Raw genomic sequence first — 13,800 nt, 5'->3', positions numbered from 1 at the left:
GCCTTGCAATGACAGAAATCATTATTGATTGGCGACAACTAAAAGTTCGAGGTTTTTATACTGAAGATTAAACATATCTGCAAGATCTTTATTCGTCACATTTCCTTGATAAATGTATAAGGCTTCGCGAATGCCTGGATTGTTCCAAACCATATTCGTCAATCCGCCATATTCGCCAATATCCAACAAAATTGGCGCGAAAATATTGGTTAACGCATAAGAAGCTGTGCGCGGAACACGCGATGCAATATTAGGCACACAATAATGAATGACATCATATTTCCGGAAAACCGGATTGGCATGATTGGTAACTTCTGAAGTTTCAAAACAACCTCCCTGATCTATGCTCACATCTACCACCACCGAGTGTGGCTTCATCCGTGCAACGGTTTCTTCCATTACTACGCAAGGGCTGCGCCCGTGCTTGGCACGAATGGCTCCAATTACTACATCGCAAGTTACAATTGCCTTGTTTAAAACAATTGGCTGCATCACCGAAGTAAATACGCGGCTGTTTCCTAAATTATTTTGTAAACGTCTTAATCTATAAATAGAACTGTCAAACACCTTTACTTCTGCACCAAGCGCTAAAGCGGTTCGGGCGGCATATTCGCCAACGGTTCCTGCGCCTAAAATCACAATCTCAGTTGGTGGAACACCAGTAAAACCGCCAAGCATCAAACCTTTTCCCCCGGTAACGTTACTTAAATATTCTGCAGCAATTAAAATAGAAGTTGATCCAACAATTTCACTCATTGCACGAACCACGCAAAGCACATTGCCCTCATCACGCAGGTTTTCAAAACATAATGCATTAATTTTTTTATGCATCAAAGCTTTCAAATATTCCTGTTTAAGCGTGCCGGTTTGTAGTGAAGAAATAAGCGTTTGACCTTTGTGCATCAAATCAATTTCTTCGAGCGTTGGCGGAGCGATCTTAACCAGAATATCGGCCTCAAAAACTTCCTTTTTATCGTAAGCAATTTTAGCGCCTTGCTCTGCATATTCGTTATCTGTAAAATTGGCGGCAATGCCTGCACCGCTTTCCAACACCACACGATGACCATTATTAACCAATAATGCAACAGATAATGGTGTTAGTGCTATCCTGTTTTCCTGGAAAGAAATTTCTTTTGGAATCCCTATATAAAGGCTATTTTTCCTGTTTCGGGTTTCTAGTGTTGCTTCCTGGGTTTGCAACAGACCTTGACGGGCGATATCGGCCATTCCCTCGCGTAATCCTGTAGCCATGATGTGCTTAAATGTATATATGTTTTAGGTTGTTGAAGATACGCATAATATGCTAAACTATTGAAGATTAAATGTTATGCTTTTGAAACCTGAATATTCGTTTAAACTCATCAATAATTTCAATGTGTACAGAAATCCGGTCTTGTGGCAAAAGTTCTTCAATGAGTTGTGGCCATTCAATCAGGCAAATCCCATCTCCGTAAAAATATTCTTCATAGCCCATATCATAAGCTTCCTGAATGCTCTTTATCCGATAAAAATCAAAATGATACACTGCCGTACCGCTTCCTTCATATTCGTTAACAATAGAATAGGTTGGACTGGATACCACATCTTTTACGCCCAGAACTGTACAGAATTGTTTAATAAAAGTGGTTTTGCCGGCACCCATTTCGCCTTCAAAAGTGTAGGTTTTCGCCGCAGACGAAAAGGCCAAAAGCTGTTCTGCCACATGCGGTAAAGCCTCAAGAGTATTTACTTCTATTTCCATTTAAAGATCATAAAAACACAAAAGTAAAACTTAATTCCAATCTTTAAGATTGCTGAATACAGAAGAATTTAAAACCTTCAGCTTTAGTTTAACCCATCTAAAGCTGAAGGCATCAAATATTATCTTGGCGAGTACGTAATGATTGGAATAATCATTTCTTCTAGAGAAATTCCGCCATGCTGGAAAGTTTCATTATAATAATTTACAAACTGATTGTAATTATTAGGGTAAACGAAATAGCTGTCTTCCTGTGCGAAAATGTAACTACTGCTGATGTTCACTTTTGGCAATAACGCATCATGAGGATTTTTAATCAGGAAAACTTCTTTCTCGTTAAAGTTTAAATTCCGGCCTTGTTTGTAGCGCAAATTGGTATTTGTACTTCTATCGCCAATTACTTTAACCGGTTTTTTTACACGGATGGTTCCATGATCGGTAGTAATAACAACTTTTACTTTTTTCTGGGCAATCTTTTTCAGCAATTCAAAAAGTGGCGAATGCTCAAACCATGAAAGGGTTAATGAGCGATACGCGGCATCGTCATTAGCCAATTCGCGAATCATTTGCATATCGGTACGCGCGTGGCTCAACATATCTACAAAGTTAAAAACAATTGCATTGAAATCATTTTTCAATAGGTTATTGGTCTGGTCAACCAAGTCTTTACCTTGCTCAAAAGTCAAAATTTTGTTGTAGCTGAATTTGCATTCTTTACGCAGATTCCGTTTAATATTATCGGCTAGAAAAGCTTCTTCGTGCAGGTTTTTTCCGCCTTCATCGTCGTCATTCTGCCAAAGTTGCGGAAAACGTTTCTCCATATCCAAAGGCATCAATCCAGAAAAAATTGAATTTCTGGCATATTGAGTTGCTGTAGGCAAAATGCTGGTATACATCTCTTCTTCGTCTATACGGAAATGTTCAGAGATCAGCGGATTGATGATTTTCCATTGATCGTAACGTAGGTTATCAATCAAAATGAAAAAAACCGGCGTATGATCACCAATTAATGGAAATACCTTTTTCTTCATCAACTCAAAAGAAAGCATTGGCGCTTTGTCTTTGTCTTTAATCCAGTTCAGGTAATTTTCGCCAATAAATTTAGAAAACTGAGTATTGGCTTCTTGCTTCTGCATAGTTAAAATTTCATGCATCTGCGGGTCGTCTAGTTTTTCGAGTTCCAGTTCCCAGAATACGATCTTTTTGTACACATCAATCCATTCCTCATAACTAAGCCTATCGCTCAGTGTCATTCCCAAACGCCTGAAATCCTGCTGATAAGCCATTGATGTTTTTTCGCTCACCAACCGTTTATTGTCGATTAGTTTTTTTATCGTTAGTAAAACCTGTTTAGGGTTTACTGGTTTAATCAAATAATCATCGATCTTACTTCCAATCGCGTCTTCCATAAGATTTTCTTCCTCGCTTTTGGTAATCAGCACTACTGGAATTTCCGGATTGATGTTTTTAATTGCCGAAAGGGTTTCTATACCACTCATACCGGGCATATTTTCATCCAGAAAAACAAGATCGAATTGGTTTTTTTCAAATGCTTCGAGTGCGTCGTTGCCATTTGTAAATGTAGTTACATGGTAACCTTTATCGTTAAGCAACAGAATATGAGGCTTTAATAAGTCGATTTCATCATCGGCCCATAAAATTTTAGTTTCTTGCATGTTTTTTTGTAAAAATGGGTTAGCAATGCCAGTATATTTGACAGATTATTTTACACGAATTGAAAATAGCAATTTTTGTACCGTATATTGGCTTTTAACTATTTTTAACCATTGAATAAAAAGAAAATAATAAACGATCCCGTGTATGGATTCATTTCCATACCCTGCGAATTGGTTTACGATGTAATATCTCACCCTTACTTTCAGCGCCTGCGGTATATTAAGCAACTTGGTATGACGCATTTGGTTTATCCCGGCGCTTTACATACGCGTTTCCATCATGCTTTGGGTGCCATGCATTTAATGGGATTGGCTATAGAAGTGCTAAAAAGTAAAGGCCATGAAATTACCAGACAAGAAGAAGAATCTGCCTGTTTGGCAATTCTTTTACATGACATTGGACATGGTCCTTTTTCGCACGCGCTAGAACATTCATTGGTTACAGGCATTCGGCACGAAGACATTTCAGCAAAGCTGATGCAGGATTTAAACGCTCATTTTAACGGACAACTTACCCAGGCGATTGAGATTTTTAATGGTACTTATCCAAAACGTTTTTTACACCAGCTTATTTCCGGTCAGCTCGATCTCGATCGCATGGATTATCTTAACCGGGATAGCTTTTTTACGGGCGTTAGCGAAGGTGTAATCAGTTCTGACCGGATTATAAAAATGTTTAATATTTATGATGATGATCTGGTTATTGAAGAAAAAGGAATTTATTCCATCGAGAAATTCCTGATTGCCCGTCGTTTAATGTATTGGCAGGTTTACCTGCATAAAACCGTTATTTCTGGCGAAATGATTCTCGTAAAATTGCTGGAACGCGCCAAAGAATTGTGCAGTAAAGGCGAAGAGTTATTTGCTGCTCCATCTTTAAAACATTTTCTTACACAGAACATAACCGGTTCAGACTTCTTTAACCAGCACATTAACCTGGAACATTTCACCAATCTGGATGATCAGGATATTTACGCGGCCGTAAAAGTTTGGGTAAAACATCCGGATAAAATCTTATCAGCTTTGTGCGAAATGCTAACCACCAGAAACCTGTATAAAGTAGAAATGGGCAATGAAATGGCCGATGCAGATCGCATCCGTTTTCTGGAAAAGGCTGCTGCCGATGTATTGGGCATTTCACAAGAAGAGGTTCGTTATTTCGTATTTACAGATTCCATACAGAACAGGGCTTATAATGCTGGCGTAGGAAATATTAAAATTTTAATGAAAAATAACAGCATTGTAGACATCGCGAAAGCGTCAGATCTGTCTAATCTGGAATCTCTGCAAAAAACGGTAGAAAAGTACGTACTGTGCTATCCACGCGGTATTTAAGCTTATTTAACAAAATAATTGGGTTTCACTGCCGTTTAATGTCTTATTATTGTAGAGAATATATCCCGTTAAGCCCTTTAGGTTTATTTGTTCATTTCAATTTAACATTTACCTTTGTAAGATGCAATTTACTGCCAAGCAGATAAGCGAGTTTTTAAACGGTTCCGTTGATGGAAACCCCGACATAGCCGTTACAGAGCTTTCAAAGATAGAAGAAGGCAAGGAAGGATCGTTATCTTTTCTGTCTAACCCGAAGTACGAAAATTATTTATATTCGACACTGGCTTCGGTTGTTATTGTATCTAAAGACTTTGTGCCAACACAGTCTTACACCAGTACATTGATACGGGTAGATAATCCTTACAGCGCTTTTACACTATTGCTGGATAAATATAATGAAGCGGTAAATGCGCAGGCAGTAAAATCCGGCATCGATACATTGGCATTCGTTCATCCAACAGCTAAAATTGGCAATAATGTGTTTATCGATGCTTTTGCTTATGTGGCTGAAAATGTAACTATTGGCGACAATTGCCGTTTAAATGCGCAAACCTTTGTGGGTGCCAATTCTAAAATTGGCAATAACTCTACATTTTTCCCGGGTGTAAAAATTTACCATGGAAGCCAGATTGGCAATAATGTAACAATACACTCTAATACAGTTGTTGGTAGCGATGGTTTTGGTTTTGCGCCGCAAAAAGATGGTAGTTACAGCAAAATCCCTCAAATTGGGAACGTTATTATTGAAGATGAGGTAGAAATCGGAGCCAACACCACAATAGACAGAGCAACGATGGGTTCTACTATTGTACGAAAAGGCGCTAAAATTGACAACCTGATCCAAATTGCGCACAATGTAGAAATTGGTCAGAATACAGTTCTTGCCGCACAATCTGGTGTTTCCGGAAGTACCAAAATTGGTCCAAATAGTGTTATTGGTGGCCAGGTTGGAATTGCCGGACATTTAAGTTTGGCGAAAGGAACGCAGATTGGCGCACAAGCCGGCATCAACTTCAACATTACAGAAGAAAACAAACAATGGCACGGAAGCCCGGCACAACCTTTACGCAACTGGATGCGTGCCTCTGTTATATTCAAACATCTTCCTGATGTTGAAAAAAGAATTAATGCCCTAGAAGAAGAATTGAAAAGGCTTACAGCCGAATTGGAAAAGAATACAATACATAATGAACGTTAGACAAAAAACGATTAAAGGAGAAATATCTGCATCTGGTGTGGGCTTACATACTGGAGCAAATGTAACACTAACCTTTTGCCCTGCCCCAGAAAACCATGGTTTTAAGTTTCAACGGATAGATTTAGAAGGCCAGCCCATTATTGACGCTGACGCAGATAATGTTACAGATACCTCTCGCGGAACCACCATTACACAAAACGGCGCAAGCGTTAGTACAGTAGAGCACGTTATGGCTTCACTTGTGGGCATGGACCTGGATAACGTTCTGATTAAACTGGACGGACCTGAAACCCCAATCATGGATGGAAGTTCTATCCAATTTATTGATCTTCTGGAAGAAATTGGCGCTGTAGAACAAAACGTAGACCGGGAATATTTTACCATTCCGCACAATATCACCTATACAGAAGCCGACAGAAAGGTTGAAATTGTTGCCATGCCATTAGACGATTATCGTTTCACTTGCATGATCGATTACAACTCGCCCGTTTTGGGAAGCCAACATGCGGGGATAAACACCATTGCAGAATTTAAAAAAGAAATCGCCTCATGCCGCACATTTTGTTTCTTGCATGAGCTTGAATATCAATTGTCGCATAACCTGATTAAAGGTGGCGACTTAAACAATGCAATCGTAATCGTGGATAAAGAAGTAACCAAAGATGAGTTAAATCACTTGGCTAAACTTTTCAACCGCGAAGATATAGATGTTGCACCTCAAGGCATTTTAAACAACATGGAGCTGCGTTACCAAAATGAGCCTGCCCGCCATAAACTATTGGATATGATTGGCGATTTGGCTTTGGTTGGAATGCACCTAAAAGGCCACATTATGGCGGCCAGACCTGGGCACGCTGCCAATGTTGCTTTCGCAAAAAAAATTAAAGCGGCAATCAAAAAAGAAAAAAACAAGAAGGTGCAAAAAGTTTACGATCCAAATTCAAAACCTTTGATGGATGTGGTGCAAATTATGGAAATACTTCCCCACCGCCAACCATTTCTATTTGTAGATAAAATTCTTGAACTCTCTAAAAATCATGTTGTTGGCGTTAAAAACGTAACCATGAACGAAGAATTTTTTAAAGGCCATTTTCCTGGAGCTCCGGTTTTTCCCGGTGTTATTCAAATCGAAGCTATGGCTCAGGTTGGAGGAATCCTGGTTTTATGCACCGTACCGGATCCTCAGAATTATCTAACCTATTTCCTAAAAATTGATAATGTAAGATTCAGGGCACAAGTACTTCCTGGCGATTCTATCGTATTCCGTTGCGATTTGCTAGAACCTATCCGCCGCGGCATTGCACAAATGAAAGGTGTAGGTATGGTTGGAGAAAAAATCGTTGTAGAAGCTGAAATGATGGCTCAAATTACTAAAGTTAAACAAACAGAAACCGCCCAATAGCAAATGATACAACCCTTAGCATACATTCATCCCCAGGCAAAAATTGCAGAGAATGTCGTAATAGAACCTTTTGTTGTCATACACAAAGATGTTGTTATTGGCGAAGGAACCTGGATCGGGTCCAACGTAACCATAATGGACGGTGCGCGCATTGGTAAAAACTGTCGGATTTTCCCTGGATCGGTCATTTCAGGCGAACCTCAGGATTTAAAATATGCAGGCGAAGTAACCACTGCAGAGATTGGCGACAATACCACAATCCGCGAATGTGTTACTGTAAACCGTGGAACAAAAGACAGATGGAAAACAGTTGTTGGAAGCAATTGCTTAATTCAGGCCTATTCGCACATCGCACACGATTGTGAGGTTGGAAACAATTGTATCTTTTCTAACGGAACAACACTCGCTGGACACATTACCGTGGGCAACAATGTGGTTTTGGCCGGATTGGTAGCCATTCACCAATTTGTGAAAGTTGGTTCTTATGCTTTTGTAACCGGAGGTTCATTGGTACGTAAAGATGTGCCGCCTTATGTAAAAGCTGCGCGCGAGCCGCTTTCTTATGCCGGAATTAACTCTGTTGGTTTACGCCGCAGAGGCTTTACAAACGAACAAATTGATGAAATTCAAGAAATCTACCGCGTGTTATTTGTTAAACACAACAACGTAACCAAAGCGCTAGATATGATTGAAGCAGAGTTTAAACCAACCGAAATCAGAGATGAAATCGTAGATTTTATCCGCAACTCTAACAGAGGTGTGATGAAAGGTTTCGGAATGGGCAGTTAAACCCATATAATTTTAGCCCGAATGGATAATTTTTCACTCCTTAGAACCGATTCAGATCATCCCGATTTTAAATCATTAGTTGTTTTACTGGATAAAGATTTAGCCATTCGGGATGGTGAAGACCATGCTTTTTATGCGCAGTACAATAAAATAGCTGCCATAAAAGAAGTGGTTGTCGCCTTTAAAGACGGAAAAGCTGTTGGTTGTGGTGCCTTTAAGCCATTTGATGCAAACAGCACAGAAATTAAAAGGATGTTTGTACATCCTGATTTCAGGCAGCAAGGTATCGCTAAAATCATTTTAACGGAGTTGGAAAGTTGGAGCAAATCGTTAGATTTTGAAAGATGCGTACTTGAAACCGGGAAAAAACAACCAGAAGCCATCGCTCTGTATCAGAAGGCAGGCTATTCGGTTATTCCTAATTATGGTCAGTACATTGGCATTGACAATAGCGTTTGTCTGCAAAAAATCTTAAAATAATTTCTATTCATGAAGATTGATTTAAGCGGCGTTGGCCGAAGATTCAACAAAGAATGGATTTTCAGAAATGTTACTGCCGAATTTCACTTTGGCGAAAGTTATGCTATTCTAGGCCCTAATGGTTCAGGGAAATCAACTCTAATTAGTGTTTTAATAGGCAGTTTAAGTCCGTCTGAAGGTCAAATCTCCTTTAACAATGGAAAGATTCCAGTAGAAAACATTTACCGCTATATCAGTTTAGCTGCGCCTTATTTGGAGTTGGTAGAAACTTTTACCCTTACAGAAATTATAGATTTTCATTTCAGGTTCAAGGGATTTTCGCCCGGAATGGATAAAAAAAGTTTGATTTCGTTTTTAGGTTTGGAAAAATCAAAAAACAAAGAAATCAAATATTTCTCGTCCGGAATGAAGCAACGCACTAAACTTGCGCTCGCTTGCTGCGCAGATACTCCTGTTTTATTTTTAGATGAACCCACAAGCAATCTCGATGTTCAAGGCGTAGATTGGTATCAGGAACTGATGGAAAAATTTGCAAAAAACCGATTAACCATAATTGGGTCAAATCAAATTCACGAATACGATTTCTGCAAAACTCAGTTACAAATAACTGATTTCAAGTAATTTGACCGCATCAGAAATCAATCCCACTCCGCTCATTTTGTCATAAAATTGTATTAAAAATATTTTTTTTCAATTATATTTTGAGAATGAAAATTTCTTCTTACCTTTGCGGCACGAAAAAAGGAAGAAATTTAAACAATTCGATCCTTCAGGAAGTAAAAGATTATCTACAACAGTAGATTATAATATAGCCCTTAAAAAGGCAAAAGATTTTTTTCATAGTTTAGTTTGAGGTTTAGGTTGATTATGCCTTCGGAGTGGTTCCCGAAGGCATTTCTTTTTTCAGGGCATTTTTAATCAAAATCCAGCCGTACTGCTACTTCAGCATCTTTTTAATACATAAAATAGTTTTTACATTTGTGGTCAATTAGCAAATAAATAATCACATCTTAATTAAAATGGCAAAAGCATCAGAAGTAAAAAGTGGAAATGTACTTCGCTTTAACGGCGAGTTGGTAAGCGTAGAAGAATTTTTACACCGTACGCCCGGAAACTTACGCGCATTCTACCAGGCAAGAATGAGAAACGTAAGAACAGGCAAATTGGTTGAATATCGTTTCCGTACCGATGAAGAAGTAGAAATTTGCCGCGTTGAAACCAGCGATTATCAATATTTATATGAAGATGGAGATTTTTTAGTGGTAATGGACAATACCAGTTTTGAGCAATTTAATATCACTAAAAGCCTTTTTGGTCCTGCAATTAAGTTCTTAAAAGAGGGAATGAATGTAATTGTTGCTTTTGAAAGTGAAGAACCAATCATGGCGCAAATTCCAAATACCGTAGAATTGGAAATTACCTATACAGAACCCGCTGTAAAGGGCGACACCTCTACAAGTGCGCTAAAATATGCAACCGTAGAAACCGGCGTTGAAATCCGGGTTCCGATGTTTGTAAACCAAGGCGATAAAGTTAAAATTGACACCAAAACCGGCGATTATTTAGAAAGAGTAAAATAATCCCGAAAAAAATATCTGGCCGGTTACAAGATTAACTGGCCAAAACTTTCTCTCTGTTAGGCAATAACTTTCTGCATTGCCCAATTTGCACCTCATTTTTATTGAAAATAATTTTACCTTTGCCGAACCAAAAATAGGCCAAATGCAAAAGCCTGTTGGGAAATTATTATGGCAAAAGCATCTGATGTTAAAAACGGAAACATTTTACGCTTAAACGGCGAATTGGTTACCGTAGAAGAATTTATCCACCGTACACCAGGTAAAGGTGGCGCCTTTTATGTTGGCAAACTGAGAAATATCAAAACAGGTAAAATTGTTGAAGCCCGTATGAATACGGATGAACAAGTTGAAATTTGCCGTGTAGAAACAAACGACTATCAATATCTTTATGAAGATGGCGATTATTTGGTTGTAATGGATAATGTTTCTTATGAACAGATTAATGTAGATAAAGCGTTATTCGGTCCGGCAATCCGTTTCCTTACGGAAGGCATGAACGTGATTGTTTCTGTAGAAAGTGATGAACCAATTATGGCGCAATTGCCAAACTTTACAGAGTTAACGGTTACTTATTCTGAACCAGCAGTAAAAGCTGACACCGCTACCAACGCACAAAAAAGTGCAACGTTAGAAAATGGTGTAGAAATTAAAGTGCCCATGTTTGTAAACGAAGGTGATAAACTTAAAATAGACACCCGCACTGGCGAATACGTAGAGCGTGTGAAATAAAATTGAACAACAATGGAGAAAGCCTTTGATTGATCGTCAAAGGCTTTTTCTATTTTAGTAAAACCGATGGAAACCAAACCGGGTTTTTCTAAAAAATTAAGATCGATGGTTAAAGCTGAACTCCGAAAAATAAATCAACAACAGAGATTAAGTATGACTGATGAGGAATATCAGTTGGCCTGTAAACAGCTGTTGCATCATTTTTCACAACTAAACTTCAGCGAAATCAGCACGATTCATATTTTCTTGCCAATAACTGAAAAGAAAGAACCCGATACATTTTTATTTATTGATTGGCTGCAGGAAAATTATCCGCTCATTAAAATTATTGTACCCAAAGCTGATTTTGAAACAGCCTTAATGAGCCATCATGAATATTTGGGGAAACACGATCTCAAAAAAAGTCTTTTTAATATTTTGGAACCACAATCGGGCGCTAGGCACAACGGCAATGCAGATCTGGTAATTATACCTTTATTGGCGTTTGATTTGAACGGTTACCGAGTGGGTTACGGAAAAGGTTTTTACGATCGTTTCCTCCTCCATTCAAATGCTCAAAAATTTGGTTTATCTTTGTTTCCCCCGGTAGAAAAAATCGATGATGTGAATGAACACGACATTCGACTTGATTTTTGCATCACCCCTTCGGGTATTATAAAATTTTAATAAAAGCAATCATGGGAAACGAAATCGTTATCAAAACAGAAAAACAATACGAAGAAAACATGATTGCGCTATTTGAACTTCAGGAAAAGGAAGAGCTAACTAGCGCAGATAAAAAACAAATTGAACTGATGATTAAAGCTGGCGAGCAGTTTGAACAAGATCATTTGTAAAATCTAAACCAACTCAAGCAAAACCGGACAATGATCAGAATGAATTGCATCTGGTAATATCTTAACGCTTTTCAACCGCGCTTCCATTGGCCGCGTAGCCAAATGGTAATCAATACGCCAACCCAAATTTTTACCCCGTGCGCCAGAACGGTAGCTCCACCAGGTGTAATGGTGAGGATCTTGATTAAAATGCCTGAACGCATCAATAAATCCATTATCCAAAAACAGTTGCATCCATTCTCTTTCCTGCGGAAGGAAACCAGATGAATTTGCGTTCGATTTTGGATTGTGAATATCCATCGCCGTATGGCATATATTATAATCTCCGCTAACAATTAGATTGGGAATTTCGGTTCTTAACTCAGCAATATAAACATCAAAAAACCGCATAAATTCATACTTTTTCATTTGCCGCTCTTCCCCACTTGAACCAGAAGGCATATATAAACTCATTAGAGAAAAATCGTCAAAATCTGCGCGTAAAATTCGTCCTTCGTCATCTATCCAATCTTCGCCGCAGCCAAACTCTACATGGTTTGGTTTTATTTTGCTGAGAATAGCAACGCCAGAATATCCCTTTTTTTGTGCCGGAAACCAATAATGATGATAGCCCAGTTGCTCTACCAAAGCAATAATTTCCGGAATCTGTACCGGCGATGCTTTAATTTCCTGCAAACAAACCATATCTGCATTGGTTGCTTGCAACCAGCCAAAAAAATTCTTTGTACTTGCTGCACGTATTCCATTAACGTTGTAGGATATAATTTTCATTGTTAATTTGAGATAAGTTTTTGCTTAAACAATTGTTGAATACGCTGTTTCTCCAGCTTCTTCGCTTCTCGCTTTTTTAACAAAGAAACTTCCATTTTCACATCTGTCAGCGGTCTATCCTGGCTGTTTTTCGCTACCACAGCAATGCTGTCTACCATAGCAATTCCTTCAACAATTTCTCCATAAACAGTATAATTACGATCCAAATGTGGCGTTCCGCCTTGGGTTTTATAAACAGCACGTTGCCATTCCGGAATTTTAAATTTTAACCGTTTCTCTTCGAGGCTATTCAACTGCTCATCTGTAAAAACTTTCCCTTGAACTAGGTAAAACTGACATCCGCTGGATGCTTTTTCAGGATTATTATCGCGCGCAGCGGCCAAAACTCCTTTTTTATGAAATAAGCTATCGCGAAACTCCGCCGGAATGGTGTACCCAACATCACCTTCGCCCAATAACGAATCTGGCATTGCTTTTTTAGAATCGGGATCTCCTCCCTGAATCATAAAATCTTTTATTACACGATGAAATAATGTACCGTTGTAGAAACCGCTTTTAACCAACTTTAAAAAATTATCTCTATGTAATGGTGTTTCATTATACAACATGATAATACACGCGCCAAAAGTGGTTTTTATACGCACATATTGATGTTTTGGCTTTGCGGCAGAAACCGACAACGTGGCGAAGAGAATACAAGCTAAGAGGAGTTTTTTCATATCAGATTTCGGCTGTTCAAACAAAAATGAAATTCAACATATAATTTTGGGCGCAATTTAATTTTTTTTTCCTTTACCTTTGTAAAATGAAGCTCAGACAAAAAATAGCCCTTGCTTTAGCCGTATTTTATACGGTTAGTGTTATTGGCGTTGCGCTGAGTTTACATTTTTGTGGCGGGAAATTAGAGAACGTTAAACTTTTCAGCAATGAAGTAACTTGCAAATTCTGTAAAGATATTCCTGCCCAAAAAAAAGACGACGGATGTTGTAAAAACACGAAAGTTAGTTTAAAAGTTAAAGACAGCCATCAAAGCGAAGCGCAGATAAAATTACCGAAGCTTTTTTCGATGCAGCTTTTCTTCCAATTGCCATCTTTCAGTTTTTTTCAAAATATCGGATCTGATTTTTCGAGCAAAATCCTCAACAAGGCACCACCAATTAGCCCCAAGGTTGCCATTCATATCTTCAACTGTATTTTTAGAAATTAGGATTTTCTGGCACTTTTCATTTGGAAAAGACTGCTAATGGAAAACCGATTTTTCGGCTT

The 13,800-nt window shown here is 38.5% G+C and carries 16 protein-coding genes; 11 read left to right on the top strand and 5 right to left on the bottom strand.

Annotated elements, in window-relative coordinates; translation table 11 throughout:
- Positions 1-21: 21 nt before the first annotated feature.
- From ACJVDH_RS20550 to porX, 3 genes are all read right to left on the bottom strand, one after another.
- Positions 22-1,251, bottom strand: a complete 1,230-nt coding sequence (locus ACJVDH_RS20550) for an alanine dehydrogenase (protein ID WP_443945281.1) — start codon at positions 1,249-1,251, stop codon at positions 22-24.
- A gap of 67 nt (positions 1,252-1,318) precedes the next feature.
- Entirely contained in the window at positions 1,319-1,741 is a 423-nt protein-coding gene (gene tsaE, locus ACJVDH_RS20545) for a tRNA (adenosine(37)-N6)-threonylcarbamoyltransferase complex ATPase subunit type 1 TsaE (RefSeq protein WP_443945280.1), read from the bottom strand.
- 119 nt (positions 1,742-1,860) lie between these two features.
- Entirely contained in the window at positions 1,861-3,414 is a 1,554-nt protein-coding gene (gene porX / locus ACJVDH_RS20540; protein WP_443945279.1) for a T9SS response regulator signal transducer PorX, read from the bottom strand.
- Between the two features lie 111 nt (positions 3,415-3,525).
- On the opposite strand from porX, the gene ACJVDH_RS20535 reads away from it, so the two are divergent.
- From ACJVDH_RS20535 to ACJVDH_RS20490, 10 genes are all read left to right on the top strand, one after another.
- Positions 3,526-4,749, top strand: a complete 1,224-nt coding sequence (locus tag ACJVDH_RS20535) for an HD domain-containing protein (protein WP_443945278.1) — start codon at positions 3,526-3,528, stop codon at positions 4,747-4,749.
- 121 nt (positions 4,750-4,870) lie between these two features.
- On the top strand, positions 4,871-5,947 hold the full coding sequence (gene lpxD, locus ACJVDH_RS20530) for a UDP-3-O-(3-hydroxymyristoyl)glucosamine N-acyltransferase (protein WP_443945277.1): 1,077 nt from the start codon (positions 4,871-4,873) through the stop codon (positions 5,945-5,947).
- Complete coding sequence (locus ACJVDH_RS20525) at positions 5,937-7,349, top strand: bifunctional UDP-3-O-[3-hydroxymyristoyl] N-acetylglucosamine deacetylase/3-hydroxyacyl-ACP dehydratase (protein WP_443945276.1); 1,413 nt, start codon at positions 5,937-5,939, stop codon at positions 7,347-7,349. The genes lpxD and ACJVDH_RS20525 overlap by 11 nt, the downstream gene beginning before the upstream one ends.
- Before the next feature lie 3 nt (positions 7,350-7,352).
- Positions 7,353-8,138, top strand: coding sequence for an acyl-ACP--UDP-N-acetylglucosamine O-acyltransferase (gene lpxA / locus ACJVDH_RS20520; RefSeq protein ID WP_443945275.1), 786 nt, complete (start codon positions 7,353-7,355; stop codon positions 8,136-8,138).
- A gap of 21 nt (positions 8,139-8,159) precedes the next feature.
- Complete coding sequence (locus ACJVDH_RS20515) at positions 8,160-8,618, top strand: GNAT family N-acetyltransferase (protein ID WP_443945274.1); 459 nt, start codon at positions 8,160-8,162, stop codon at positions 8,616-8,618.
- Between the two features lie 9 nt (positions 8,619-8,627).
- Positions 8,628-9,239: an ABC transporter ATP-binding protein gene (locus tag ACJVDH_RS20510; protein ID WP_443945273.1), complete on the top strand. Its 612-nt coding sequence runs from the start codon at positions 8,628-8,630 to the stop codon at positions 9,237-9,239.
- A 398-nt stretch (positions 9,240-9,637) separates the two neighbouring features.
- Complete coding sequence (efp, locus tag ACJVDH_RS20505; protein ID WP_443945272.1) at positions 9,638-10,198, top strand: elongation factor P; 561 nt, start codon at positions 9,638-9,640, stop codon at positions 10,196-10,198.
- A 168-nt stretch (positions 10,199-10,366) separates the two neighbouring features.
- On the top strand, positions 10,367-10,927 hold the full coding sequence (gene efp / locus ACJVDH_RS20500; RefSeq protein ID WP_443945271.1) for an elongation factor P: 561 nt from the start codon (positions 10,367-10,369) through the stop codon (positions 10,925-10,927).
- A 105-nt stretch (positions 10,928-11,032) separates the two neighbouring features.
- Positions 11,033-11,593, top strand: a complete 561-nt coding sequence (locus ACJVDH_RS20495; RefSeq protein ID WP_443945270.1) for a 5-formyltetrahydrofolate cyclo-ligase — start codon at positions 11,033-11,035, stop codon at positions 11,591-11,593.
- Between the two features lie 11 nt (positions 11,594-11,604).
- Positions 11,605-11,763, top strand: a complete 159-nt coding sequence (locus ACJVDH_RS20490; RefSeq protein ID WP_443945269.1) for a hypothetical protein — start codon at positions 11,605-11,607, stop codon at positions 11,761-11,763.
- A 3-nt stretch (positions 11,764-11,766) separates the two neighbouring features.
- On the opposite strand, the gene ACJVDH_RS20485 is transcribed toward ACJVDH_RS20490, so the two are convergent.
- Positions 11,767-12,534, bottom strand: coding sequence for an exodeoxyribonuclease III (locus ACJVDH_RS20485; RefSeq protein WP_443945268.1), 768 nt, complete (start codon positions 12,532-12,534; stop codon positions 11,767-11,769).
- A gap of 2 nt (positions 12,535-12,536) precedes the next feature.
- Complete coding sequence (locus ACJVDH_RS20480; protein ID WP_443945267.1) at positions 12,537-13,253, bottom strand: peptidylprolyl isomerase; 717 nt, start codon at positions 13,251-13,253, stop codon at positions 12,537-12,539.
- A gap of 86 nt (positions 13,254-13,339) precedes the next feature.
- Between ACJVDH_RS20480 and ACJVDH_RS20475 the strand changes: the two genes are divergently transcribed.
- Positions 13,340-13,741 carry an HYC_CC_PP family protein gene (locus ACJVDH_RS20475; protein ID WP_443945266.1) on the top strand — a complete coding sequence of 134 codons (402 nt, stop codon included), beginning with the start codon at positions 13,340-13,342 and terminating at the stop codon, positions 13,739-13,741.
- Positions 13,742-13,800 lie beyond the last annotated feature (59 nt).

This window comes from Pedobacter terrestris, from assembly GCF_052343045.1.
GTDB lineage: Bacteria > Bacteroidota > Bacteroidia > Sphingobacteriales > Sphingobacteriaceae > Pedobacter.
The sequence above is the reverse complement of the archived record's forward strand: the minus strand, read 5'-3'. Positions and strand labels throughout refer to the sequence as shown.

Coding starts and splice junctions, on each gene's coding strand:
- tsaE (WP_443945280.1), bottom strand. CDS start 1,741: ATGGAAATAGAAGTAAATACTCTTGAGGCTTTACCGCATGTGGCAGAA.
- ACJVDH_RS20480 (WP_443945267.1), bottom strand. CDS start 13,253: ATGAAAAAACTCCTCTTAGCTTGTATTCTCTTCGCCACGTTGTCGGTT.
- ACJVDH_RS20510 (WP_443945273.1), top strand. CDS start 8,628: ATGAAGATTGATTTAAGCGGCGTTGGCCGAAGATTCAACAAAGAATGG.
- porX (WP_443945279.1), bottom strand. CDS start 3,414: ATGCAAGAAACTAAAATTTTATGGGCCGATGATGAAATCGACTTATTA.
- ACJVDH_RS20515 (WP_443945274.1), top strand. CDS start 8,160: ATGGATAATTTTTCACTCCTTAGAACCGATTCAGATCATCCCGATTTT.
- ACJVDH_RS20525 (WP_443945276.1), top strand. CDS start 5,937: ATGAACGTTAGACAAAAAACGATTAAAGGAGAAATATCTGCATCTGGT.
- ACJVDH_RS20475 (WP_443945266.1), top strand. CDS start 13,340: ATGAAGCTCAGACAAAAAATAGCCCTTGCTTTAGCCGTATTTTATACG.
- lpxD (WP_443945277.1), top strand. CDS start 4,871: ATGCAATTTACTGCCAAGCAGATAAGCGAGTTTTTAAACGGTTCCGTT.
- lpxA (WP_443945275.1), top strand. CDS start 7,353: ATGATACAACCCTTAGCATACATTCATCCCCAGGCAAAAATTGCAGAG.
- efp (WP_443945272.1), top strand. CDS start 9,638: ATGGCAAAAGCATCAGAAGTAAAAAGTGGAAATGTACTTCGCTTTAAC.
- ACJVDH_RS20550 (WP_443945281.1), bottom strand. CDS start 1,251: ATGGCTACAGGATTACGCGAGGGAATGGCCGATATCGCCCGTCAAGGT.
- ACJVDH_RS20485 (WP_443945268.1), bottom strand. CDS start 12,534: ATGAAAATTATATCCTACAACGTTAATGGAATACGTGCAGCAAGTACA.
- efp (WP_443945271.1), top strand. CDS start 10,367: ATGGCAAAAGCATCTGATGTTAAAAACGGAAACATTTTACGCTTAAAC.
- ACJVDH_RS20495 (WP_443945270.1), top strand. CDS start 11,033: ATGGTTAAAGCTGAACTCCGAAAAATAAATCAACAACAGAGATTAAGT.
- ACJVDH_RS20490 (WP_443945269.1), top strand. CDS start 11,605: ATGGGAAACGAAATCGTTATCAAAACAGAAAAACAATACGAAGAAAAC.